Origin of the sequence: Brevibacillus borstelensis (assembly GCF_003710865.1) — a bacterium.
GTDB classification, from domain to species: domain Bacteria; phylum Bacillota; class Bacilli; order Brevibacillales; family Brevibacillaceae; genus Brevibacillus; species Brevibacillus borstelensis.
In genome coordinates, this window is the sequence record NZ_RHHO01000052.1 from 22,859 (window position 1) to 46,047 (window position 23,189).

General features: G+C 50.5%; 21 protein-coding genes. 11 read left to right on the top strand and 10 right to left on the bottom strand.

The annotated features are described in order from the left end of the window. Positions 1 to 359 precede the first annotated feature (359 nt). Positions 360 to 1,556: an L-2-hydroxyglutarate dehydrogenase gene (lhgD, locus tag EDM54_RS22405; RefSeq protein WP_039070582.1), complete on the top strand. Its 1,197-nt coding sequence runs from the start codon at positions 360 to 362 to the stop codon at positions 1,554 to 1,556. A 147-nt stretch (positions 1,557 to 1,703) separates the two neighbouring features. Here the strand turns inward: lhgD and EDM54_RS22410 are convergent, their stop codons facing one another. After that, complete coding sequence (locus tag EDM54_RS22410) at positions 1,704 to 4,145, bottom strand: bifunctional diguanylate cyclase/phosphodiesterase (RefSeq protein WP_122958808.1); 2,442 nt, start codon at positions 4,143 to 4,145, stop codon at positions 1,704 to 1,706. 518 nt (positions 4,146 to 4,663) lie between these two features. Next, a complete protein-coding gene (gene cidR, locus EDM54_RS22415; protein WP_003388756.1) occupies positions 4,664 to 5,584 on the bottom strand; it encodes a cidABC operon transcriptional activator CidR in 921 nt (306 codons plus the stop codon). A 109-nt stretch (positions 5,585 to 5,693) separates the two neighbouring features. On the opposite strand from cidR, the gene EDM54_RS22420 reads away from it, so the two are divergent. Then, positions 5,694 to 6,068, top strand: coding sequence for a CidA/LrgA family protein (locus EDM54_RS22420; protein WP_024983668.1), 375 nt, complete (start codon positions 5,694 to 5,696; stop codon positions 6,066 to 6,068). Then, positions 6,065 to 6,751 (top strand): CidB/LrgB family autolysis modulator, encoded by a 687-nt coding sequence (locus EDM54_RS22425; protein ID WP_031932463.1) that lies wholly within the window; start codon positions 6,065 to 6,067, stop codon positions 6,749 to 6,751. The genes EDM54_RS22420 and EDM54_RS22425 overlap by 4 nt, the downstream gene beginning before the upstream one ends. Here EDM54_RS22425 and EDM54_RS27420 read toward each other — a convergent pair. After that, a complete protein-coding gene (locus tag EDM54_RS27420; protein ID WP_081924339.1) occupies positions 6,654 to 6,956 on the bottom strand; it encodes a hypothetical protein in 303 nt (100 codons plus the stop codon). The genes EDM54_RS22425 and EDM54_RS27420 overlap by 98 nt on opposite strands. 396 nt (positions 6,957 to 7,352) lie before the next feature. On the opposite strand from EDM54_RS27420, the gene EDM54_RS27270 reads away from it, so the two are divergent. From EDM54_RS27270 to glpT, 3 genes are all read left to right on the top strand, one after another. Continuing rightward, the gene (locus EDM54_RS27270) at positions 7,353 to 7,547 is read left to right on the top strand and encodes a hypothetical protein (protein WP_307723565.1); all 195 of its coding nucleotides are present in this window, start codon (positions 7,353 to 7,355) and stop codon (positions 7,545 to 7,547) included. Positions 7,548 to 7,660: 113 nt separating this feature from the next. Further along, entirely contained in the window at positions 7,661 to 10,273 is a 2,613-nt protein-coding gene (locus EDM54_RS22435; RefSeq protein ID WP_307723564.1) for an ATP-binding protein, read from the top strand. 230 nt (positions 10,274 to 10,503) lie between these two features. After that, positions 10,504 to 11,868 carry a glycerol-3-phosphate transporter gene (gene glpT / locus EDM54_RS22440; protein ID WP_003388760.1) on the top strand — a complete coding sequence of 455 codons (1,365 nt, stop codon included), beginning with the start codon at positions 10,504 to 10,506 and terminating at the stop codon, positions 11,866 to 11,868. A gap of 200 nt (positions 11,869 to 12,068) precedes the next feature. Here glpT and EDM54_RS22445 read toward each other — a convergent pair whose 3' ends face one another. Beyond that, positions 12,069 to 13,121 (bottom strand): NAD(P)/FAD-dependent oxidoreductase, encoded by a 1,053-nt coding sequence (locus tag EDM54_RS22445; protein ID WP_003388762.1) that lies wholly within the window; start codon positions 13,119 to 13,121, stop codon positions 12,069 to 12,071. A gap of 190 nt (positions 13,122 to 13,311) precedes the next feature. On the opposite strand from EDM54_RS22445, the gene EDM54_RS22450 reads away from it, so the two are divergent. From EDM54_RS22450 to EDM54_RS22465, 4 genes are all read left to right on the top strand, one after another. Beyond that, a complete protein-coding gene (locus EDM54_RS22450) occupies positions 13,312 to 14,103 on the top strand; it encodes an ABC transporter ATP-binding protein (RefSeq protein ID WP_003388764.1) in 792 nt (263 codons plus the stop codon). 4 nt (positions 14,104 to 14,107) lie between these two features. Next, positions 14,108 to 15,031: an iron-hydroxamate ABC transporter substrate-binding protein gene (locus EDM54_RS22455; protein ID WP_122958810.1), complete on the top strand. Its 924-nt coding sequence runs from the start codon at positions 14,108 to 14,110 to the stop codon at positions 15,029 to 15,031. Positions 15,032 to 15,137: 106 nt separating this feature from the next. After that, on the top strand, positions 15,138 to 16,148 hold the full coding sequence (locus EDM54_RS22460; RefSeq protein WP_003388766.1) for a FecCD family ABC transporter permease: 1,011 nt from the start codon (positions 15,138 to 15,140) through the stop codon (positions 16,146 to 16,148). Further along, positions 16,145 to 17,152 carry a FecCD family ABC transporter permease gene (locus EDM54_RS22465; protein WP_024983666.1) on the top strand — a complete coding sequence of 336 codons (1,008 nt, stop codon included), beginning with the start codon at positions 16,145 to 16,147 and terminating at the stop codon, positions 17,150 to 17,152. The genes EDM54_RS22460 and EDM54_RS22465 overlap by 4 nt, the downstream gene beginning before the upstream one ends. A gap of 162 nt (positions 17,153 to 17,314) precedes the next feature. Here the strand turns inward: EDM54_RS22465 and EDM54_RS27275 are convergent, their stop codons facing one another. The 4 genes from EDM54_RS27275 to EDM54_RS22480 are packed head-to-tail and all read right to left on the bottom strand — an operon-like array spanning position 17,315 to position 20,210. After that, on the bottom strand, positions 17,315 to 17,683 hold the full coding sequence (locus EDM54_RS27275; RefSeq protein WP_307723563.1) for an NAD(P)H-binding protein: 369 nt from the start codon (positions 17,681 to 17,683) through the stop codon (positions 17,315 to 17,317). Beyond that, a complete protein-coding gene (locus tag EDM54_RS27280) occupies positions 17,680 to 17,958 on the bottom strand; it encodes an NAD(P)H-binding protein (protein WP_307723562.1) in 279 nt (92 codons plus the stop codon). Before EDM54_RS27280 ends, EDM54_RS27275 begins: the two co-directional genes overlap by 4 nt. A 48-nt stretch (positions 17,959 to 18,006) precedes the next feature. Beyond that, a complete protein-coding gene (locus EDM54_RS22475; protein WP_122958811.1) occupies positions 18,007 to 19,656 on the bottom strand; it encodes a DUF4179 domain-containing protein in 1,650 nt (549 codons plus the stop codon). Then, positions 19,653 to 20,210, bottom strand: coding sequence for an RNA polymerase sigma factor (locus EDM54_RS22480; RefSeq protein WP_122958812.1), 558 nt, complete (start codon positions 20,208 to 20,210; stop codon positions 19,653 to 19,655). Before EDM54_RS22480 ends, EDM54_RS22475 begins: the two co-directional genes overlap by 4 nt. Positions 20,211 to 20,391: 181 nt before the next feature. Here EDM54_RS22480 and EDM54_RS22485 point away from each other — a divergent pair, with 181 nt between their 5' ends. Beyond that, complete coding sequence (locus EDM54_RS22485) at positions 20,392 to 21,387, top strand: DUF4367 domain-containing protein (protein ID WP_122958813.1); 996 nt, start codon at positions 20,392 to 20,394, stop codon at positions 21,385 to 21,387. A gap of 255 nt (positions 21,388 to 21,642) precedes the next feature. Here EDM54_RS22485 and EDM54_RS22490 read toward each other — a convergent pair whose 3' ends face one another. Both EDM54_RS22490 and EDM54_RS22495 read right to left on the bottom strand, forming a co-directional pair. Continuing rightward, complete coding sequence (locus EDM54_RS22490; protein WP_003388772.1) at positions 21,643 to 22,383, bottom strand: amino acid ABC transporter ATP-binding protein; 741 nt, start codon at positions 22,381 to 22,383, stop codon at positions 21,643 to 21,645. Between the two features lie 20 nt (positions 22,384 to 22,403). After that, positions 22,404 to 23,144, bottom strand: a complete 741-nt coding sequence (locus EDM54_RS22495) for an amino acid ABC transporter permease (protein ID WP_003388773.1) — start codon at positions 23,142 to 23,144, stop codon at positions 22,404 to 22,406. Between the last annotated feature and the right edge of the window lie 45 nt (positions 23,145 to 23,189).

The window sequence follows — 23,189 nt, forward strand, 5'->3', positions numbered from 1 at the left end:
GGTTTGGATTCAAAGGGAGTCTCTTGTCCGCATGCTCAACCCGATTGCGCAAGCATTTGTTTCTCAACATTCTGTTTTTGCCAGAATGACCGATAAGTTGTTATAACAACTTGTACTACAAAAATACAAGCTTTTTTCATCACTCCCTTTTGTACAAAACCCGATTTGATACGTTATATATGGTGATATAAAGAATACAACACGATTATAAGTTTGTCTATATTCCAAATAATTTATTTCTTTTGAACTCATTTAGGTTGATTTGTATTACATGTGTATTATAATTGTAATACAACTTCTCATTCATGCTTGTACATTGCAGAGATATTCAGGAATGCTTAGCGGAGAAAGGTGATATCATGTATGACTATGTCATTATCGGGGGCGGTATCGTAGGTCTCTCTACCGGTTATGCGCTTGTCGAAAAGTACCCACAAGCCAAAATTGCCGTCGTCGAAAAGGAACGCACCCTTGCTTTTCACCAAACCGGCCATAATAGCGGAGTAATCCATTCCGGCATTTATTACAAGCCGGGCAGCCTGAAAGCAAAGCTTTCCAGGGAAGGCGGCGACTTGCTGCGCTCATTTTGCAACCAGCACGAAATTCCTTACGATATGTGCGGAAAAGTGATTGTGGCAACCGACCAGCATGAGCTGCCCCTGCTTGAGAATCTATATAAACGCGGTCTTGAAAACCAGCTCGACGTATCCATCATTGATGCGGATCAGCTTGCAGAGATCGAGCCCCATGCATATGGCCTCAAAGCCATCCGGGTCAAGGAAGCCGGAATCGTCAATTACAAGCGCGTCGCCGAGTCACTTGCCAAGGTCATCCAGGAAAAAGGCGGCGATATTCTTCTGGGGACAAAAGTCGAAAATATAAAGGAAAGCAGCTCCGGAGTCGAGATCGAATGCACCAACAAGACGATCCACGCCCGCTATCTGATCAATTGCGCCGGCCTCCATTGCGACCGCATCGCAGCGCTTCAAGGATTGAAAACCGATATGAAAATCGTCCCTTTCCGCGGCGAATACTACGAATTGAAACCGGAAAAGCACTATCTGGTGAAAAATTTGATCTATCCGGTTCCGAATCCGAACTTTCCCTTCCTCGGCGTCCACTTCACCCGGATGATGGATGGCCACGTGCACGCCGGGCCGAATGCGGTGCTGAGCTTTAAACGGGAAGGCTACCGCAAGACAGACTTTGATCTCAAGGATATAACCGAAGTCCTGACCTATCCCGCCTTTTGGAAAATTGCCTACAAGAACCTGGGCGAGGGCTGGAAGGAAATGGTCCGCTCATTCAGCAAAAAGGTGTTCGTCCAGAGCCTTCAGCGCTTGATACCGGAAGTTCGCGCCGAGGATCTGGTCGAGTCCGAGAATGGCGTCAGGGCCCAAGCGCTTACAAAGGACGGGAAATTGGTCGATGACTTCCTGATCGTCACCAATCAGCGCTCCACCCATATTTTGAATGCGCCCTCACCTGCGGCGACAGCCTCGATTGCGATTGGGCGCAACATCGGGGAGAGAATTCCGGAGCCGGCACAGATTTAACCGCATGCCTCTGACCGGGCTTTCAGATCACAGAAAGCGAGTCCAGTCACCATACAGAAAAATCCCGTCTCACTTTGCTGATGAGACGGGATTTCTTTTTGGCAGGCCTATGCGAACATCGATCCTGGCTGATTGCCAGCTTGTCCACTATTGATAGCTGGGCAAACGGTTGGGGACAAAAAACGTTTTTTCCACCTCACTGGCAGACAATGGGCTGCTGAAATAATACCCTTGAATTTCGTGGCAGTCATTTTCCGTGAGAATGTCGAGCTGATCCTTGGTTTCGATTCCTTCCGCGATCACATCCAGCTTCAGATGCTGTGCCATGGAAATGATCGTCGCGACGATTGCTTTGTCGTTGTGGTTTTCGGATATATCGGTGATGAAGGAACGGTCGATTTTCAATTTGTGGATCGGGAACTTTTTCAAATAGCTAAGCGAGCTGTAGCCCGTTCCAAAGTCGTCCAGACTGATCCTCGTCCCGATCTTGTTCAGCTCCTCCAGAATGCTGATCGATACGGCCGGGTCCATCATCATGCTCTCGGTAATTTCCAGCTCCAGGTATTGGGGCTCCAGCTTTGTTTCCTCGAGGATTTTGACGATGTACTCGACCAGGTTCGGCTGATGGAATTGATGAGAGGAGAGATTGACGGAGACAGGTATCAAAGGACCGCCTTCATCATGCCATTTTTTCATTTGCCGGCATGCTTCGCTCAGAACCCATGTACCGATTTCGTAAATCAAGCCGGTCTCCTCTGCGATTGGAATAAATACGCCGGGAGACAGCATCCCTCTGGTGGGATGATTCCATCTGACCAGCGCCTCCACTCCGATCATTCGGTTGCTTTGGGCATGGAATTGCGGCTGGTAGTACACGACCAGCTCGTTGCGTTCAATCGCTTTTCGAAGATCGCTCTCCAGGCCGATATTCTCCAGCAGTTGAACGTCGAGATCCGGCGAGTAAAATTGATGTCCGTTCTTGCCCTGCTTTTTCACCTTGTACATCGCCGTATCCGCTTTTTTCAGAAGCTCGACGGCATCCCTGCCATGAACCGGAAACAGTGCGGTTCCGATGCTTGCAGATATGTAGAAGTCGTTGTCTTTCAAATGGAAGGGCTTCTTCAGCGCTTCGATGATCCGTTCCGCCAGCTCTGCCGCTTCCTCGCCTTCCGGGCCGGTATTGCAGAGGATGGTAAACTCATCTCCCCCCATGCGGGCAATCGTTGCTTCGAACCCCTCGGCGCTCTTGACGATTCTGTCGCTTACGCCCTGCAAAAAGATATCTCCATACGTATGTCCGAGTGAATCGTTGATCATTTTAAAACGGTCAATATCCAGAACCATCACGGCAAAGGTGGATGAGTCCCGATTGCTTTGCTCAATGGACTGATCCAAGCGCTCATTGAGCTTCCTCCGATTGGGCAAGCCCGTCAATTCATCGTGATAAGCCAAATGTTTGATTTTCTTTTTGGCTTTGCTTTCTTCCGTTATATCCTTTATGAAAATATGATTTCCGACTATTTTGCCATCTATCTCCACAGGGATATTCATTACGCTCAGCTCGACCAAATTACCGTTCGGTTGAACAAAAGAGGTCTCAAAGTCTTTGGGCAGCAGCCTGGATGATTGCTCATCCACTGCGTCTGTTTTCGTCTTATCTTTGGCGCTCATGTCCAACCCGATCGCAGAAAAGTGCTTGTTGAGGTAATCTTCTGCCTGAATGCCGATCATTTTGGGGACAGCAGGGTTCATATTAATGATGGTCCCGGCCTTATCCAGAGAAATAATGCCGTATTCGTTATTTTTATATAGCGAACGATACCAGCTTTCATTTTCCTGGATGACCAGGTCCTTTTGCGACAGCCGTTTGTTGATAAATACGCCTGCCAGTGTAATGCCCAATAGCAGGAAGGTAGCAAGGACAATGATGTAGGCAAGCGTTTCCGTTTCGATTTGCACCTCGACACCATACTGGTGCTCGCTCGCATGGAAATGGGCCGCAACCATGCCCGTATAGTGCATCCCCGCAATCGCCGCCCCCATAATGAGCGAGCTGCCGAGCTTGTACAAGTAGGCAAATCGGGATTGGTCCTTGCGGAAATAAAACAGGAGCCACAAGGCCGCAAACGAGGCCGTAGCGGCAATGACAACAGAAAGGATAACGAGCCCCTTGTCATAGGTAATGCCGATCATCATCGCTGCCATCCCGGTGTAGTGCATCCCGGATATGCCGCCGGCCATCAATACGCCGGCGATGGCAAGCTCCTTGACCTCCAGCTTGTTTCTCGATACGGTCAAAAGGGCAATGCCTGAGACAAAAATGGCGAAGAGAACAGATAGGATGACAAGCGAAAGGTCGTAGAGCACTTTGACGGGCAGGGCAAGGGCTAGCATCCCGACAAAATGCATGGACCAGATGCCCAGCCCCATCGACATGGCGCCAAAAACCAGCCAAAGCAATCTATGCTTCCCGCGGCTTACATTCACCCTTCCGGCCAGATCAAGCGCGGAATACGAGGCTGTGACCGCAATTAAATAGGAGAGGATAACCAAAAACGTGTCGTACGTCCCATGTATCTGATGATCCATAACTTCTCACCTGCTTTCTTTGTTCAGCTGACCATCAGGCAGAAAACCACTCTCGAGTATACGGATCGGACTCACACAATTAGACGCTTGCCGCCGCCCTTTGTAACATACCTGCGGAGGCAACCACTTGGTCGGTTGCCATTCCAATCTCTTCAGCCATTTGAAATGGCTAGCAGACCTTTTCTTTCCTCCAAAGACATGTATAAGGCTTGAAAATGGACAGGTTCCCATTTATTTTACCAACTCCTTTTCCCGTTCAAAACGCTTTTCTGAAAAAGACGTTTTTTTCACTGATGACTGGTTGCGGACTTATCATACAACACCGTTCTGAAACTTTTATGAAAGTCACAGCAGAATGAAAAAGACCCCGACTGCTTTACAGACGAGGTTCGTGTATGTTCCCATCTTTTTCGCTGCTTTCGGACGTTTCCTCTCCCGGCAAACGTACCGGCGCTGCATGGCGCTTCTGAGCCCCCGGAACGGTTTCCCGCCAGACCTGTTCCCATGGAAAAGCCCGATCAGCCATGCTCGCGCGGGTGTTTGTTTTTGCCCCTCCACTCCTCGAAAAGATTCTGGGTAAACCGGATCCATTCCCGTGCGGCAAACGAAAGGTACCGATCCTTGCGCCAAATGATGACCAGGTGCCAGGGGATCACGGGCTGATCGAGAGGCAAAACCCGAATCCGCTCCTCATCAAGCTCGCGACAGATCGGTTCGGGGAGCAAAGCAATGCCGAAATTGGCCGCCACCATCTCGCTGATAAAATCCCACTGGGAGCTTTCATAGATGACCTTCGGTTGAAATCCCGCTTGTACGCACTCTGCCGTAATCCGGTCATGGAGGGCAAAATCCTCGCGAAAGAAAACGAAATCCTCTTCAGCCAGTTCGGATAACGACACCGCTTTTCTGTCGGCCAACCGATGAGAGGGATGGACGAGCAGCATCAGCTTCTCCTTTACAAGCGAAAAGGAATGAAACAGCTCCTCATTTGTCGGCGACAGCACGACCCCTATATCCAACACGCCGGTTTCCACATCCGCTTCCACTTTCTTTGCCCCGTCTTCCACGAGCTGAATCGTGATAGCGGGATAGTGCTCCCGGAACTTCCCCAGCACATTGGGGAAAAAGCTCGACCCGATCATCGGCGGCAATCCGATGCGAATGTGCCCCTTTTTCAGGTTCATCAAGTCCCCGAGTTCGGCTGACAGGTTTTGGAAGGAATGCACAATATCCTGCGCCTGAACGAACAGGATTTCCCCGGCATCCGTCAATTCCAACTGCTTGCCCAGGCGGTGAAACAGCACAACCCCCAGATCCTCCTCCAGGTTTTTGACCATTTTGCTGATGGTCGGCTGTGTGATATACAGTGCCCGCGCTGCTTTCGTAAAGCTCTTGTATTGAGCCACCTTTAAAAAATATTGCAAATGGCGAATATCCATGTACGGTCTCCTCATTATGCATAGATAAAATGAATGCCAGTCATTCTATCTATTCATTTTACCTATGCAAACAGATCATGTAAACTTTTCACAGAAAGGAGGGAGCGATGTGGCAACCCTGCTGAAAAGCGCGGGACAAGTGATTCTGCTTTGCGCATTTTCCCTGCTCCTGCACAAGCTGGTCGATTTCTTTCAACTGAAAATTCCGGCCAGCATTTTGGGCATTTTGATTGTCTTCATCCTTCTGCAAGCAAAATGGATTCGCCTGGACTGGATCGAAGCAGGCGCCCAATGGCTGCTGGCGGAGCTTTTGCTCTTCTTCATTCCCTCCGCTGTGGGCATCATGAAATACAAAAGCGTCTTGCTCAGTGACGGCGTCTACGTCACGTTGGTGATTGTCGTCAGCACCGTCATCGTCATGGCCAGCGCAGGACTGGTCGCGAAAAAAATTGGCGAGAAAAAGGAGAGGACTCCGCTGCCATGATTGCTTTTCTGAGTCTCATCCTCACCATCATCCTGTACTGGGGCGCAAAGCGGTGCTACCGCCTCAAGCCAAAGGTTTACCTGTCTCCACTGCTGACGGCACCGCTATTGATCGTCGCGTTACTAGTATGGACAGATACACCCTATGACTCTTATCAGGCGGGGGCGAAATGGCTGAGCGACATGCTTGAGCCGGCTACGATCGCTTTTGCCGTCCCGCTGTACAAATATTTTCACATTCTGAAAAAACATGCGGCCGAGATCATCGTCAGCGTGCTGTCCGGTTCGGTTGCAGCGATTGTTTCTTCGCTGTTCATCGCCCGGCTGCTCCATCTCAACATGCAAATTGTCGACAGTCTCATTCCGCGCTCCGTCACCACCCCCATCGCGATGGGCGTATCGGCGAGCATCGGCGGAGTTCCGGCGATCACTGCGGTATTTGTGATCATGACGGGCCTTCTCGGGTCTGTTATCGGACCGATGGTCATCCGCTGGCTGCGGATCGAAAACGACATTGCCCGCGGCGTGCTTCTCGGCACAGCGGCCCATGGAGCCGGTACGTCCAAGGCGTTCGAGTTTAGCCCGATCACTGGCACGATTTCCAGCTTGTCGATGATTTTAGCAGCGCTGATGACGCTGGGCGTGGCCCCGTGGCTCGTGCCCGTTTTGGCCGGCGTATTTTGAACGACAAAAGCCGCTTCGATGTCGAAGCGGCTTTCTTGTTTTTCGTGCAGACCTTTAGATCTTCTTCACAAATTCCGATTTCAACTGCATCGCTCCAAAACCGAATCAAAAAAACCCCATCCTCGTAGGTGTACGAAGAGCTGCATTTCGGGCAATTCGGCAATGTCGACATGTTTTCCATTCTCCCTTGGTTTATAGCCCCCATTGTAACAAAAACGGCTTCAGGAATATAGCGCCAATCCCGTTTAACAAACCAAGAGGCAAAGCACGGTAGTCATGTGCCTGCTCCTTTCCTCAAGCCCCCTGGTAAGCATTTGGAAAAAGGGAAACATGTGAAGTAAAGCGAATCTATTGGCACATGATGCAAATTCTCAAAAAACCCATATTCAAATACGTTTTGACAACTCTCTTTTTTATCTCTGTCCTCCTAAGCCTGCGGTCGCTCTGGTCCGAAGTGTTTCGTACCGCAGAGCATCCCGATGCAGTACAAGGCGTGCTTGACATGCGCGGCTGGCCTTTCGAGGAATCTCCCACCATCGCGCTGAATGGGGAATGGGAGTTTTACCCCGGGGAACTTGTCTCGCATGAAGATATAGCACGGATGTCAACGAAGCGACCGCATTTTATCCAGGTTCCCGGAGATTGGCGAAGCGCTTTCCCGGCAGGTTCGGAATCGTCGTTTGGTTACGGGACTTACCGGCTCCGCATCCTGATCGATAAGCCTTTGGATCAGCCTTATGCCTTTTGGTTTCGCGATCTCGAGGCTCATCCGCCGTTGAAATCAACGGTAAGATAGGAGCTGCCATAGGCCAGCCTGCGGAGAAGGCGGAGGGGTATTGGCCAAGGAATGTCTCCTATACAGCTTCCTACACGTCAGAAGGAGAAAAAGAAATCGAGCTGCTTATTCGTGTGGCTAATTTTGACAACCCAATTGAAGGAGGTATCGCCAAATCCATCCGCTTTGGATCACAGGCGGCACTGGATACCGAACGCTGGTATTCCATCGGCTTTCAGCTTGTTACGTTCATCGTCTTGATCCTGCATAGCATGTACGCCTGCATCCTGTTCCTGTTCAATCCAAGACGGCAAAAGGCGTTCCTGGTTTTCTTCTTTCTGCTGGTAGCATCCTCTATTTCGGTTGTTTCGGATCACGACCAGTTGCTGCCGCTGGATTATGCCGGGGTGCTGAAAGCCAGACTTCTTTCCTATATGTGGATGTCCTTTTTCATCCTGCTGCTGGCCAGAATATTTTCCGGTCACGCAGGTTTCGCCAAACTGTTTCGGACGTATACCGCTATTCTCGTCCTGTATTCAACTGTTGTGCTGGCTGGGTCTCCAGCGCTCATTTACTATACGTTCGAAGCCAAAGTGTTCACCGTTCTTTATTTGTTTCCATTGATCTGGTTTATCTTTATCATCGCGAAAATGATCATCCAAAACCAGCAGGATGCTATTTTTCTGCAGCTCACCGCCACCAGCATCATATCGAGCGCTGTGTGGGGTGCGTTTAATTTTTATATGGAAATAACCAGCGTCTACTATCCCATCGATGTGTTCGCAGCCATTGTCGGATTCTCCGCTTACTGGTTTAAAAAGTACTTTCGCAACTCCGAGGAAAACATCAAGCTGAACGAACAGCTGACCAGAGCGGACAAAATGAAGGATCAGTTTTTGGCCAACACATCGCATGAGCTGAGGACACCGCTGCACGGAATCATGAATATCGCACGGAACATCGCAACCAAGCAGAAGCACGCGATGGACAACGAAGCCCTGGAGGATTTGGAGCTGCTGATCACAGTCAGCCGTCGAATGTCCCATCTGCTGGACGATCTGCTCGACATCGTACGGATTAAGGAAAACCGCATCTTGCTGCAAAAGGAGCCGTTGCCTGTTCAATCTGTTGTCTCCGGCGTGTTCGGGATGCTGAGATTTATGGCGGAAGGCAAGCCCGTTCAGCTAAAAATGGACATTGACGAGTCGATGCCCCCCGTTTTGGCGGATGAAAAGCGACTCGTTCAGATCTTGTTCAATTTGCTGCATAACGCGCTCAAATTTACCGAAGAAGGGACCATTTCCGTTTCAGCCAGGGTTCTGAATGGGCGTGCCGTTATTCACGTGTCCGACACGGGTGCGGGTATGGACGAAGAAACGCAGGCACGGGTTTTTCTGCCTTACGAGCAGGGAGCCCGCGGAAAAGGCGATAGCCGCGGAATCGGGCTCGGCCTCAGCATTTGCAAACAGCTGGTGGAGCTCCGCGAGGGTGAATTCACGGTTCGCTCGGAGATCGGCAAAGGCTCCGTGTTCAGCTTCTCGCTCCCTTTGGCCGACTCGCAAAGTTTGCCCGCTGTGAAAAGCTCTCCTCCTCCCCGGACAGAAGCTTTTGAGGAAACCGCAGTCTCCCGTTTTTCTACGGAAGCTGCGCCCAACGAACGAACTTCCGAGCCGCTTGCCTTGCCGTCTTTCGGGGAGGAAAAAGCAAACATACTCATTGTCGATGACGATCCCGTCAATTTGAAGGTGCTCGCTGGCATCCTCTCAGCAGAGGCGTACCACGTCAGGTCGGCTACTTCGGCTCGCGAAGCGCTGGAAATCCTGTCTACGCAGCAGTGGGATTTGCTGGTCACGGATGTCATGATGCCGCAAATGTCCGGCTATGAATTGACACAAAAGGTACGGGAGCGCTTCACTGCCGCCGAGCTCCCCGTTTTGCTGCTGACGGCCCGCAGCGAGCCGGAAGACATCTATACCGGATTTATGTCTGGGGCCAATGATTACGTCACCAAGCCGGTCGACGCTCTGGAGCTCAAATACCGGATCTGGTCTCTTATCGCATTAAAGCAGTCCGTCAATGAACGGCTGCGGATGGAGGCTGCCTATTTGCAGGCCCAGATCCACCCGCATTTCCTGTTCAATACGCTGAATTCGATCATGGCGCTGAGCGACCTGGATATAGAGCGGATGCGCAAACTCGGAGAGGCCTTTACGTCCTACTTGCGGATCAGCTTTGACTTCCTCAGCACAGGAAAGCTAGTGGCGCTTTCTCATGAACTGGAGCTGGTGCATGCCTATCTCTACATCGAGAAAGAGCGGTTTGAAGAAAGGCTGTCCGTCCAGTGGGAAGTTGATCCCCACCTGGATTTGCTTCTTCCTCCCCTTTCGATTCAGCCACTGGTCGAAAATGCGGTCAGACATGGTGTCCTGAGACGGGCCAAGGGCGGGAACGTACTGATCCGGATTGTTCGCCAAACAGATTCTACGCTCATTGAGGTAAGAGATGACGGCGTCGGGATGGAGCAAGAAAAAATCCGCCACATTTTGGACCCGGTCCAAAATTCCAAAGGCGGCATCGGACTTTCCAACACGAAGAACCCAATTGTATGGACAAGGACTCTCTATTCAAAGCAAGGCAGGCGAAGGCACCTCTGTGTCTTTCGTCATTCCGGATCGCAATCGCCAATGAAGGTGATCCGGAATGAGAAAAGAATGAGAAAAGAGATTCCTCTCAGCCATGGGTTGTAGGGAGAAAAACCCCCATGGTTTTCCAATGCAGAGACGAGGCGAAAACACGCAACACCTCATTGACAACGTTTACAACGAATAATAAAATACACGTAATGACAAGTTAACTATGATGGAGATTCGGAGACTCATACTTTTTGGCACTTTCAGTTATGAAAGGGCTTTTAAAGTATGAGTTTTTTGCTGTGCATGGTTTATCTTTGTTAAATTTTTTTAGAGGAGGAGAAAAAATGCTATCACTATTTCGGCCTGCGCCACCTATCGAAAGACTGCCTGACGAGAAAATTGATTCTGAGTATAAAAAGTACAGGCTGAAAGTTTTTCTGGGAATCTTCATCGGTTATGCAGCGTATTATCTTCTTCGCAAAAACTTCTCGCTTGCCATGCCGTATCTGACCGAGGAAGGGTTTTCAAAATCCGAGCTTGGCTTCGCCCTGTCAGCCATTTCGATCGCCTACGGGATCAGCAAATTTGTCATGGCTATCATATCGGACCGAAGCAACCCGCGAATGTTCCTGCCAGCCGGTTTGATTCTTTCTGCCATCATCAGTTTACTGATGGGATTCGTCCCTTTCTTCACTTCTTCTGTGACGATCATGTTTGTCATGCTGTTCCTGAACGGTTGGTTCCAGGGTATGGGATGGCCTCCATCCGGGCGTGTCCTTGTCCACTGGTTCAGCATTAGCGAACGCGGAAACAAGACCGCCATCTGGAACGTAGCCCACAACGTCGGCGGAGGGTTGATGGCGCCGATTGCTGTTGCGGGTGTGGCCCTGTTCGCCGGGCTTTCGGGAGGCTCCTCCTCCGGGTATGAAGGCGTGTTTATCCTGCCTGCTCTCGTAGCAGTTGTCATGGCTTTTGTCACGTATGCGCTGGTGCGCGATACTCCGCAGTCGGTAGGTCTGCCGCCGATCGAAGAATATCGCAATGACTATCCGACCAAAGAAAAGAAAACGTTTGAAACGGAATTGTCTACAAAGGAAATCCTGTTCAAATATGTACTGAATAATAAATGGGTCTGGGCAATCGCGATTGCCAACATTTTTGTCTACTTCGTACGTTACGGCGTTCTGGACTGGGCACCGACCTACTTGAGCGAGGAAAAAGGTTTTGACATGAGCAAGTCCAGCGTCGCCTACTTCCTGTACGAGTGGGCAGGCATCCCGGGAACGCTCTTGTGCGGCTGGATCTCCGACAAGCTGTTTAAAGGACGCCGGGGACCTGCAGGGTTTGTCTTCATGCTGGGCGTATTGATCGCTGTTCTTGTTTACTGGTTCAACCCGCCTGGACATTCCGTAATCGATATGATCTGCTTGATTGCAATCGGTTTCCTGATTTACGGTCCAGTCATGTTGATCGGTTTGCAAGCGCTTGATTTTGTTCCGAAAAAAGCTGCCGGAACCGCTGCCGGCCTTACGGGTCTGTTTGGTTACCTGGGCGGTACGGTTACAGCCAACGCCTTGATGGGTGTCATCGTTGACGCGTCCGGCTGGGATGCAGGGTTTATTTTGCTCACGGTTTCGTGCGCTTTGGCAGCTCTCGTATTTGCGCTTACATGGAATGTACGCGGACAAGAGGTTGTAAAAAATCAGTAAAAAACAAGCAATAACCAATAAATAAAAGGCTTCACTCCTTGAAGCAAGACGTCTTTTCAAAGCTCAAAGCCAGCATAGTCAAGGGCGCAGGGACAAATGAGCGCCCTTGACGCGATGGCAAAGAGAAACAGACGCTTCTCAGGGATGAAGCCTTTTTTATGTGCGGACGTACGTACAGCCAGGCTGCGTATGTTTTCGTTTTACGATCTCATCATTTGTCTCACCAATTCACGATTGCGCTGTTTAAACACCTCATTGTGGGAGGAGACCATTGCGCTTTTGCCGGCATCCGGCTGGACAAATTGCTTTGCTTTGTTTACAGCGTTCGCAGCATCCTGGAAAGCCCCCGCGATCAAGTGCAGCTTCCCGTCGTAGTGCAAAATATCTCCGGCAGCGTAAAGTCCGGCTACCGAGGATTCGGAGTTGGCATTGCCGGAGACATAGAAGTCATCGACCAAGTCGATGTTCAGTGTGCTGTTTTTCAATAGGCCCGAATCTCGTTCATAGCCGTGATTGATAATGACTTCATCGACGGGCAAATACGAAACCTCTCCCGTTTCATGGTTCGTCAGCTCAACACTCTCGATTTCTTCGTGATTCGCCGATGCGACCAGCTTCGTAATCGACGTATGAAAAAAGCAGACAGCAGAGCTGTTCAAAAGCTGCGTGACCTGCGCTTCATGGCCCTTTAGCGCGTCCTTTCGGTACGTCAGGTACACTTTTTTCGCGATCGGCTCCAATTCGTTGGCCCAATCGATCGCAGAATTCCCTCCGCCGGAAATGATGACGGTCTTATCCCGGAAATACTTCAAAGACTTTACCGTGTAGTGCAAGTTGGCTACCTCAAATCTCTCGGCACCTTCGATCTCCAGCTTTTGCGGAGTCAATATCCCGCTTCCGACAGCGACGATCACTGTTTTTGAGTAGTGCTTTCGGCCAGAGGCCGCATGCAGGACAAAAATCCCTTCCTCGTCTCGGGTGATTGACTCTATTTTCTCGTTCAACACAACCTCCGGATGAAACGTCAATCCTTGCTTGACCAACTGCTCGATCAATTTCTCTCCGGTTATCGGAGTCAGCCCTCCCACGTCCCAAATCATTTTTTCCGGATAGACGTGAATTTTGCCGCCCAAATGCGGCTGGTATTCGATCAGCTTTGTTTTCATCTCCCGCAGCCCGCTGTAAAAAGTGGAGTAAAGCCCTGCCGGTCCCCCGCCTATCACTGTCACATCGAATAGTTCCTGACGCTCCATGTCCGATTCACTCCTTGACCAATAACATGCAATTGATTATCATTATCAACGAAGTATACACGCATTTCTTTGTTTTTACAATACAGTGCAGCTATTGACAACAAAAAAGACGGATACTATATTATTTTTGAAAGCGATACTGATAATCATTATCACCTATTTCCATATTCCTGTAAACGGGGTGTGACACATGGTTCGGCTGTATACGGATAATGTAAGCATTGGCTACGGAGAGCGCTTGATTGTGAAAAACCTCAGCGTTCAGATTCCCGACAAAAAAATCACCACCATCATCGGTTCAAACGGCTGTGGAAAATCTACGCTGCTAAAAGCAATCACGCGCATTATTTCACATCAGTCCGGCGCAGTCATTCTGGACGGAGAAAGCATCGCCAAAGAAAACACCAAGCTGTTGGCGAAAAAAATGGCCATTCTTCCGCAAACGCCGGAGAGCGCCAGCGGACTTACGGTCGGCGAACTGGTCTCCTATGGCCGCTTTCCCTATCAAAAAGGCTTTGGGCGCTTGAGCAAAAGAGATTATGAAGTTATTGACTGGGCACTCGAGGTGACTGGAACAAAAGAGTTCAAGTTCCGTCCTGTCGACGCCTTGTCAGGCGGCCAGCGCCAAAGGGTGTGGATCGCCATGGCCCTCGCACAGGAAACGGAAATTATTTTTCTCGATGAGCCGACAACCTATCTGGATATGGCCCACCAGCTGGAGGTTCTGGAGCTGCTGCAGAGACTGAATGCTGAACAGGAGCGCACGATTGTGATGGTACTGCATGATTTGAACCAGGCCGCCCGCTTTGCCGACTTCATCATCGCCTTGAAGGACGGGGAAGTCGTGAAGGCGGGAGATTGCGAAGAAGTGATGACACCCGAGGTCCTTAAAAAAGTGTTTCGCATCGATGCGGAAATCGGGCGCGACCCGCGTACGAACAAACCGGTTTGCGTCACCTACAACCTGATCAAAGGAGATTAACGCGATGAAAAAGTTTTTGTTCCCCTTCTTTCTGCTGCTCTCCCTCATCGTCAGTGCCTGCAGCGGGCAGCCGACTGAGCAAAAGGGAGCCGCATCCCCCGCGGAAACCGCTTCGGAAACGATTACCTACCAGTCGGAAAACGGGCCTGTTCAGGTGCCTGCCCACCCCCAGCGGGTGATCGTGCTGTCCAACTTCACCGGACACGTGCTGTCTCTTGGGGTGAACGTCGTAGGCACCGATTCATGGTCGTTAAAAAACCCTCGTTTTGCGGAAAAACTGAAAGACGCTCAAGAAGTGTCCGATGAGACGCTGGAAAAAATTATTGAGCTGCAGCCCGATCTGATCATTGGCCTGTCAAACGTCAATAACGTGGACAAACTGAACAAAATCGCGCCTACGGTTATCTACACGTACGGAAAGGTGGATTACCTGACGCAGTTCCTGGAGATCGGCAAGCTGTTGAACAAGGAAAAAGAGGCGCAAGCGTGGATCGATGACTTCAAGCAGCGGACCCAAAAGGTCGGAGCCGAGATCAGAGCGAAAATCGGTGAGGACAAAACCGTTTCCGTGCTTGAAAAATTCGACAAGCAGCTATATGTATACGGCAACAACTGGGGCCGCGGCACAGAGATTCTTTATCAGGAAATCAAGCTGAACATGCCCGAAAAGATCAAGGAAACAGCTCTCAAAAGCGGCTACTACGCGGTTTCATTGGAAGTTCTCCCCGAGTTCGTCGGCGATTACCTGATTCTCAGCAAGAACAAGGATACAGATAATTCATTCCAGGAGACCGAAACGTATAAAAACATTCCGGCGGTTAAAAACAATCGCGTTTTTGAAGCGCCTATGATGGAGTTTTATTTTAACGATCCTCTAACACTGGAGTATCAACTGGAGTTCTTTACAAAAAGCTTTCTTGGCCGCTGATTGATCCTGCTTATCGTGCTGAAGGTTCCTATCAAGGGGGTTTTCCCTGATCGCCTGTCTCCTGTCAGGCCCCCTTTAATCCAAACAAAGAAAAGATGGTAGACAGATGACGAAAGAAAACCAACGCTCGATCCCATTTGGATACAAATTGATCGCGGGCTTGCTTTCATTTGCCGCCATGTTTGTGATCGCCATGGTATTCGGGGCCGCTGACACGACTATCGGCGACGTATGGCTGGCCATTGCTTCCGATGCGACTGGCGATACGCTCTCGATGATTCGGGAAATTCGTCTTCCGCGCGAGATTGGCGCCATTTTCGTCGGCTCTGCACTGGCGGTGGCCGGTGCCATCATGCAAGGGATGACGAAAAACCCGCTCGCTGACCCGGGTCTGCTCGGTTTGACGGCTGGCGCCAACGCGGCTCTGGCCGTCGCGATTGCCCTGCTCCCGTCCGCCAATTCCTTTCATCTGATGATCGCCTGCTTTATTGGCGCAGCGATCGGAGCGATACTGGTTTTCGGGATGGGTGCGATGAAAAAAGGCGGCTTTTCTCCACTGCGCATCGTCCTGGCCGGTGCTGCCGTGTCCGCGTTCCTGTACGCAGTCGCGGAAGGCGTCGGCATTTACTTTAAAATTTCCAAAGACGTTTCCATGTGGACCGCTGGCGGATTGATCGGCACGTCGTGGAGCCAGCTCGAAATCATTGTTCCGTTTATTGTACTCGGCATTCTTCTTGCGGTTTTCCTTTCCCGGCAGCTGACGATTCTCAGCCTGAGCGAAGAAGTGGCCGTCGGATTGGGTCAAAAGACGATGCAGATCAAGACGGTTCTGTTTGTTGTCATCATTCTGCTTACAGGCGCATCTGTGGCCCTGGTCGGAAACATGACCTTCATCGGACTGATGGTTCCCCATATCGTCCGGGCCATTGTAGGAACGGATTACCGCTTTATCATTCCGATGTCGGCGATAGCCGGGGGCTCATTCATGCTGTTTGCCGATATGCTCGGACGGACCATGAACGCCCCGTATGAAACGCCAGTGGCGGCTATCGTTGCGATGATGGGGCTTCCGTTTTTCCTGTTCGTCGTGCGCAAGGGAGGGAAAGCATTCTCATGATTCATCCCGCTTTGCTCCGAAAACAGCGCGTCGTGCTGGCTGTTCTGCTCGCTCTGATTATCGCGACCTTTGCCATCGCCATGGGTATCGGGTACTCCTCCCTGTCTTATGACCGGCTGATCCCGACGCTTCTCGGCCAAGGCACGTTCAAAGAGGAATTCGTGTTGTTTTCCATCCGTTTGCCCCGCATGATCGTCACCCTGCTTGCGGGGATGGCGCTCGCGTTGTCGGGCTCCATTTTGCAGGGCATCGCCCGAAATGACCTGGCCGATCCCGGAGTCATCGGCATCAACTCGGGAGCAGGCGTCGCCCTGGCCGTTTTCTTTTTGTTTTTCCCGGTGAAGGCCGGCGCTTTTGTCTATTTGCTTCCGCTGGTCGCGTTTGCCGGGGCTATCGTCACGGCCTGCCTGATCTACCTGTTTTCCTACAGCAAAAAATCCGGTCTGCAGTCCGTGCGGCTCGTGCTGACCGGGGTTGGCTTTTCGATGGCATTGTCAGGCGTCATGATCGTGCTCATCTCATCTGCCGAACGCGAGAAGGTGGATTTTATCGCCAAATGGCTGGCGGGGAATATTTGGGGCTCGGACTGGCCTTTCATTTGGGCCATTCTCCCGTGGCTGGTGATCCTGGTTCCGTTTGCGTTCTACAAAAGCCAGCGATTGAATCTCCTTTCGTTAAACGAGCCTGTGGTGATCGGCGTCGGGCTGGAGATTGAAAAAGAACGTCTCGTGTTGCTGGTGACGGCTGTCGCGCTGGCTGCTGCGGCTGTTTCAATTACGGGAGGGATCGCGTTTATCGGACTGATGGCCCCCCACATCGCGAAGGCTCTCATCGGCCCGAGACACCAGCTGTCGCTCCCCATCGCGATTCTGATCGGCGGATGGCTGCTGTTATTCGCAGATACCATCGGGCACAATCTCGTGGACCCCGAAGGCATTCCGGCAGGGATCATGGTTGCTCTGATCGGAGCGCCGTACTTTATTTACCTGTTGCTGAGAAAATGACGCAAAACCGTTCAGTCAACCGTTTTGTTGCCACCAAAGGCTCATCCCCCTTACCTGAAAAATGGCGGATGAGCCTTTTCCTGCCCAACCTGTACCCCGTTCGTTTTCCTTGCCCAGGCAAGCAAACAGCCCGCACATACTCCCCTACTCCCGCCACGCGCTTTACATGGAACCAACAGCCTCTTCAACAGGTGTTTCTCCCGACAGAAGTTCAAAGGTTTTACGGTATGTGTTTTCCGCATTGATGACTGCAACTATTGCTTGGGCCACATCAGCACGGGGGATGCCGACCGTTCGATCTCCCGTTATCCGCTCGGCCGCTTGGATTTTCCCCGTTCCCGGAACGTCCAGCAGCCTGCCAGGCCGGATGATTGTATAGTTGAGCCTGGTTGATGCCAGCTTTTCATCGGCGTCTCCTTTTGCCTGATAGTAATGTCTCATCGATTCCGGCCCCTTTTCGGGCGTATCGGCGTTCATCGAGCTTACCATGATGAATCGGGTAATGCCTTTCCGCTCCGCCGCTTCAATCATTTTTTGATTGCTCCCAGGCGATCGACGAGCTCCGTTTTATCGCTGCCCGTATGCCCTCCCGAACCGGCTGTAAAGACAATAGCATCGACATTTTCCAGTGCATGGCTGAAATCTTCTTCTAGATCGGCGACGACCACTTCGCCACCCAACGCTTCCATTTCTTCTGTTTGATTTTTATCGCGAATCATCGCTACGGGATGGAAGCCTTTTTGGCCAAGCAAAGACACGACCTGCTTTCCTATTTTTCCGTGCGAACCTACCACTAACACATTCATATTGGATTCCCCCTTTGGGCGTATGCGGATTACTTTTGGCTATACCGATTATTGCCTGATCTGCCAAAGAAAATGTGCATTTTTATCAGGCAGCTTTATCTTCCACTCTCCACCGGGAAGCTGCCTTTCTACAAGGACAAGCGATAGCGTTACTTCTTTTGCCTCTTTGGGCACTTCTTTGACGATCAGGGTCGTCACCGTATGACTTCCCTTCTGATCCGAATAGCTTCTTGTTTTCTCTACATCAAACTCCGCTTTATACACGTTTCCCTCTTTATCCGTGACCAGCCATTCTGGAGGATCGTTGCCAATAGATTTCTGGATAGAATCAACCGTAATCCTGTAGGTAGAGAAGGCAGAGTCCGTTGCTTTTTCTTCCCGAACGTCTAGTACCTCGTAGTGATTCCCTTCGTATTCCCCTCCCCGTAAGCCTTCGCCATGAAGAGGAACAACCAGCGAGAAATCTGCCCTTTCGGTAATGAAGACGTCTTCCAAATGGAAAAACACGTCTTCTGCCGGTTCTTCAAACGGTGCGAAGTAATAGGTCATTTTGTTGCTGCCCGCTTGCTGCTCGTTTGAGCCGGGAAGTGTATAAATCAACCCCGACTCGAATTGATAATTGCTGTTTTGGCGGGAATCTGCGAGTATGTTGCCTTCTTTATCACGGATCGTAAATTCCGGGTGATGGGATGAGAGCAGTCGAGTGGCCACCTCTTCCCTTGCGCCCTTTGCTTTCAACTCTTCCACTTGCCGCACTATTTTCTCCCTTGCTTCCAAGGTCCACTCCGTCTCTACTTCCAATGCGGTCGCACTTGGCGCATATGTGATTTGTCCCAACTTGACGGTCATTCCCTTTGGGCTTGTGTACTGCTCTTCAACCTTCAGCTTTTTGGTTGCAGCAATACCTTTGCGCAAATCAACAGGAATCTCCATATTCAGATGGGTCTTATGCAGCTCCTTGGAACCGATGCCCTTAATCTCCAGATGGACTGTGACCTGCTCAGGGGGATTTTCGAGAGGAAACACCAGGTCTGCATACTTATCTGTCCTACGAAACAGCGGGCTTCGCCGGATTACCTTGTCATTTGCGTCCACAACATATACGTTGTTTGCTCCATAGGCAGGAAAAAACTGGTCCGGGAGTATCCGTCCTTGCGCATCCTCCAGGACATACGACAGCACAATCCTGGTGGGATCGGCTATGACTTCCTTTACCCGCAGCGTTATTCCGTTGTCCGACACCGCTTGATTCAGCTCGGTGGAGAAGCCTTGTTTTGCCGCTTGTCTCAAGCCTGCCTCGCCTGTGATGGTCTGGAAAAAGGAAGACAGAAAAGCAGCAAACGCAGGAGAAACCTGGGTACCGATCGCCATAACCAGCACAGCCGCCGCGACAACAGATGAGACTAGCAGTCCTCTCCTTTTGGCTGGCCCCCCGCCCTTCTTCAGCACTGGATCAGATTTTTCTACTTCTATTCCTTCGTCTTGGATTTGCTGCATCACCTCGTTTGCAAAATCGTCAGGGAGCATCTCCATCATCCATCCGTCCCGGATCAATTCAACCTCTTTACTCACCCTCGCATAGACAGCCTGGCATTTCCTGCAATGGCGCAAGTGAGCCTCCACCCGCAGAGTATCGGCCGCGTCTGTTTCCCGGTCTGCATAGGTGGGCAGAAGCGCTTGGCATTCCTCACATTTCATACGGACCACCCCTTTGGCGAGCAGCGCATGGTATTCGCTCGTAATTTTTGTTTGGCGCGATGCAGCTTTACCTGGATTGTACTGACGGGGATGCCAAGGATGTCGCTGATTTCCTGGTAAGAAAGGTCATTGCTATAGCGGAGAAGCAAGACAAGCTGATAGCTCTCTGGCAACGCGTCTAGCATTTCCCGCATTTCGGAAGCAAACTCCTTTTGAATATAGGCGCTTTCCGGCGTTTGTTCATTCGTCATCGAAAGCTGATCGATTTCATGAAAATCTACAGTCTGAAGCCTTTGACTTTTCTGCATATCAATGCAATGGTTGATCGCGATCCGACAGAGCCACGGGTAAAACTTTCTGTTCAGATCATAGCTGGCGAGCTTTTGAAACGCTTTTATAAAGCATTCCTGCGTCAGGTCTTTTGCCTCTTCTCTTGAGTGAACCATGCGGTACAGGACGTTGTATATTCTGTCTTTATATTTGGTAATGAGATGCGCATACGCCTGTTTGTTGCCGTCCAACACCTGAAGGACCCAGTTCCGATCTTCATCCATCGATGTTCCTCCTTTTCACGCTCCCTACCCAACCAATACTGAAAAACCAAACAAAAACTTACACCTTTTTTCCACAAATCGTCGAATGAGCCAATCAATCATTTTTACTGTAAGATTCACAAGCGCAATTCAGTAATGAGGAGTGTATGCCAAATCATGTAAAAAACAGGAGGCTTCTGAAATGAAAAAGAAAACGAATCTCAAAAAACAAATTTCTGCGTATGCACTTGGAGCGATGTTGATCGTGTCGATTTCTCCGGCAAGTGCGGCGAGTGATGCAAAATCACCGCTCCCGCCATCTTCAGCACCATCCCTAAACCAAACGCAGTTGCCGAAACAACCTGCCTCTTCCAAAGCGGAAGACAAGGCTACCGTCATTTCCAGGCAAGCCGGATTCGAGCTGCACTTTCCCAGCTACATTCCGGGAGACAGGACATCCGTTACTCTGCGTTTCTCGGAGAAAACCAAACATGTCGCAGGTTCTTTTTTCAGTCAAACAGAATTGCCGTTCTTCCTGGAAATGTGGAAAGGCGATATCGCCGCAGAAAGCAAAGGCTTGACCAGGATTGCAACCAAGAAGGGGCCAGCCTACCAGGGAGTGCAAAAGGAAGCGCACGGCGATGTACATGTGTTGATCTGGGAAGAGGAAAACGGCATTCTTTATCGTTTGACCAGCAGGCTTTCGCCCGAGGAATTGGTCAAAATTGCCGAGTCTGTGGAAAAAGGCAACAAAGTAAACGTCATTGAGGATTCGGACGAGGAGCAAGTACTGGTACATGAGCTTGATACCGCCAAAGCCTCGGAATTGTTTGGCGCGGCTGTCAAATTGCCGGCCTATCTACCCGGCAACGTGAAAAAAGAGAACGTCAAAATTAGCGCCAACATCTACAAAGGCAGCTCGACCATCACGATTTACGACGGGGCAGCAGGGATCACAGGAAGCTACTTCTCTCTGGTGCACGAAAAGAGAACTCTCTCGAAAGAGGATACCGCAGACATGAAGCCTGTTCAACTTGGCCAAGGAACTGCCTTCGTCGGAACGGCACCCCTGACAAGCTTTATGCATCCTGAATTAAAACAGCTCCCGGTATTGGTATGGGAAAAAGACGGCGTTGTGTATAGCCTGAAAGCGAACGCCCCCATTGATGAGCTAAAGAAGATGGCCGAGTCGCTGTAAACTTGCCCTCCTGGTCTTGTGCGTAATCAATGTCCCCGGAGAACGGGCGCGATAAGTGTTTTCTTTACATGAACTTGCCAAATGTGATAACAAATACGAGAAGCCAGGCTCCCTCACCGGAGGAACCTGGCTTTTGGCGTAAAAACTGCCTTCACTGCGTTCTTTTTATAATGATGCGCGTGCAGGAGACGCTCACCGCTCAGCAACGTATCAGACACTCTGGAACGTATCAACATTCCGAAACGTATCGGACACTCAGGAGCTGCGCAACGTCCGCTTCAAGAATTCTCTCGTTCGCTCTTGAGTCGGATGGTTGAAAATTTGCTCGGGACTTCCTTCCTCTGCGATGACTCCCTTGTCCATAAAGACCACGCGATCGGAGACTTCCTTTGCGAACTCCATTTCATGCGTGACGATCAACATCGTCAGACCGGATTCGGCAAGCTGCTTCATCACCTTCAGCACCTCGCCCACCATTTCCGGGTCAAGCGCCGATGTCGGTTCATCGAACAGCATCACATCCGGCTCCATGGAAAGAGCCCGCGCAATGGCCACGCGCTGCTTTTGCCCGCCCGACAATTGATTCGGCCTGGCGTTCACATACTTGTCCATCCCGACAATTTTGAGATACTTCATCGCGACTTTTTCAGCTTCATCCTTGGATCGCTTTAACACCTTTACTTGCCCGACCACGCAATTGCTCAGCACATTGTGATTATTGAACAGGTTAAACTGCTGGAATACCATGCCCAGCTTTCGGCGGTAGGTGAAAATGTCGTGCTTCTCGTCTAAAATGTTTTCACCCTTATACATAATTTCCCCGCCGCTCGGCTTTTCCAATAGATTGATGCATCGAAGCAGCGTTGATTTGCCCGATCCGGAGGAACCGATAATCGTAACGACTTCTCCTTTTTTGACCGAAAAATCGATGTCCTTTAATACCTCGTGACTGCCAAAGTATTTGTTGACGTGTTTAATTTCTATGATGGTCTCCATATGCTCGCCTCCTTCCTCGATTATTTCTTGCCTTCTGCCTGCACGGGATTCGCCATTACGGCGTAATTGTCCGGGCCTTCCAGCTTTCTTTCGAAATAGCGCAAAATTTTCGTGACGATCAGGGTCATGATGAAATACATCACACACGCAACAAAAAAGGACTCGAAATATCTGAAGTTATTCCCGGCAATCGATTTGGTCGTGAAATACAATTCGGTGACCGAAATGACATTGAGTACGGAAGTATCCTTGATATTGATGACAAACTGGTTCCCCGTTGCCGGCAGGATATTGCGAATCACTTGCGGCAGCACGACATTCATCATCGTTTGAACGTGATTCATCCCAATCGCATGGGCTGCTTCAAACTGTCCCTTGTCAATCGAAATAATCCCGCCGCGAACAATCTCGGCCATGTACGCTCCCGTATTAATCGACACGACGAAAACGGCGGCCAGAATCCGGTCCATATCAACCCCGAACGCCAAGGCGGAACCGTAGTAGATGACCATCGCCTGCACAATCATCGGTGTTCCCCGGAAAAATTCGATATACGTAGCTAGAATGGCATTGACTGCTTTCAAAATCGCCCTTTTGGCTCCCCGCTCCGGAACGGGGATCGTCCGGATAAGCCCGATCAATAGGCCAATGATGGCTCCCAAAATCGTTCCGAGCAAAGCGATGAATAGGGTCATTCCCGCTCCGCGAAGGAACATGGGCCAGTTTTCGGAAATGATTTTTACAATCCACTCGAAGCTCATCGTTCTCCTCCGTTCATGCAGGGAAGCTCCCCTGCCCTATGCGCA

Bases quoted from the DNA above. Each gene is read 5' to 3' on its own strand.
- glpT (WP_003388760.1), top strand. From the start codon at position 10,504: ATGCTATCACTATTTCGGCCTGCGCCACCTATCGAAAGACTGCCTGAC.
- EDM54_RS22455 (WP_122958810.1), top strand. From the start codon at position 14,108: ATGAAAAAGTTTTTGTTCCCCTTCTTTCTGCTGCTCTCCCTCATCGTC.
- EDM54_RS22475 (WP_122958811.1), bottom strand. From the start codon at position 19,656: ATGAAATGTGAGGAATGCCAAGCGCTTCTGCCCACCTATGCAGACCGG.
- lhgD (WP_039070582.1), top strand. From the start codon at position 360: ATGTATGACTATGTCATTATCGGGGGCGGTATCGTAGGTCTCTCTACC.
- EDM54_RS22480 (WP_122958812.1), bottom strand. From the start codon at position 20,210: ATGGATGAAGATCGGAACTGGGTCCTTCAGGTGTTGGACGGCAACAAA.
- EDM54_RS22460 (WP_003388766.1), top strand. From the start codon at position 15,138: ATGACGAAAGAAAACCAACGCTCGATCCCATTTGGATACAAATTGATC.
- EDM54_RS22425 (WP_031932463.1), top strand. From the start codon at position 6,065: ATGATTGCTTTTCTGAGTCTCATCCTCACCATCATCCTGTACTGGGGC.
- EDM54_RS22485 (WP_122958813.1), top strand. From the start codon at position 20,392: ATGAAAAAGAAAACGAATCTCAAAAAACAAATTTCTGCGTATGCACTT.
- EDM54_RS22445 (WP_003388762.1), bottom strand. From the start codon at position 13,121: ATGGAGCGTCAGGAACTATTCGATGTGACAGTGATAGGCGGGGGACCG.
- EDM54_RS22465 (WP_024983666.1), top strand. From the start codon at position 16,145: ATGATTCATCCCGCTTTGCTCCGAAAACAGCGCGTCGTGCTGGCTGTT.
- EDM54_RS27420 (WP_081924339.1), bottom strand. From the start codon at position 6,956: ATGGGGGCTATAAACCAAGGGAGAATGGAAAACATGTCGACATTGCCG.
- EDM54_RS22495 (WP_003388773.1), bottom strand. From the start codon at position 23,144: ATGAGCTTCGAGTGGATTGTAAAAATCATTTCCGAAAACTGGCCCATG.
- EDM54_RS27270 (WP_307723565.1), top strand. From the start codon at position 7,353: ATGTCAACGAAGCGACCGCATTTTATCCAGGTTCCCGGAGATTGGCGA.
- cidR (WP_003388756.1), bottom strand. From the start codon at position 5,584: ATGGATATTCGCCATTTGCAATATTTTTTAAAGGTGGCTCAATACAAG.
- EDM54_RS27275 (WP_307723563.1), bottom strand. From the start codon at position 17,683: ATGATTGAAGCGGCGGAGCGGAAAGGCATTACCCGATTCATCATGGTA.
- EDM54_RS27280 (WP_307723562.1), bottom strand. From the start codon at position 17,958: ATGAATGTGTTAGTGGTAGGTTCGCACGGAAAAATAGGAAAGCAGGTC.
- EDM54_RS22410 (WP_122958808.1), bottom strand. From the start codon at position 4,145: ATGGATCATCAGATACATGGGACGTACGACACGTTTTTGGTTATCCTC.
- EDM54_RS22490 (WP_003388772.1), bottom strand. From the start codon at position 22,383: ATGGAGACCATCATAGAAATTAAACACGTCAACAAATACTTTGGCAGT.
- EDM54_RS22450 (WP_003388764.1), top strand. From the start codon at position 13,312: ATGGTTCGGCTGTATACGGATAATGTAAGCATTGGCTACGGAGAGCGC.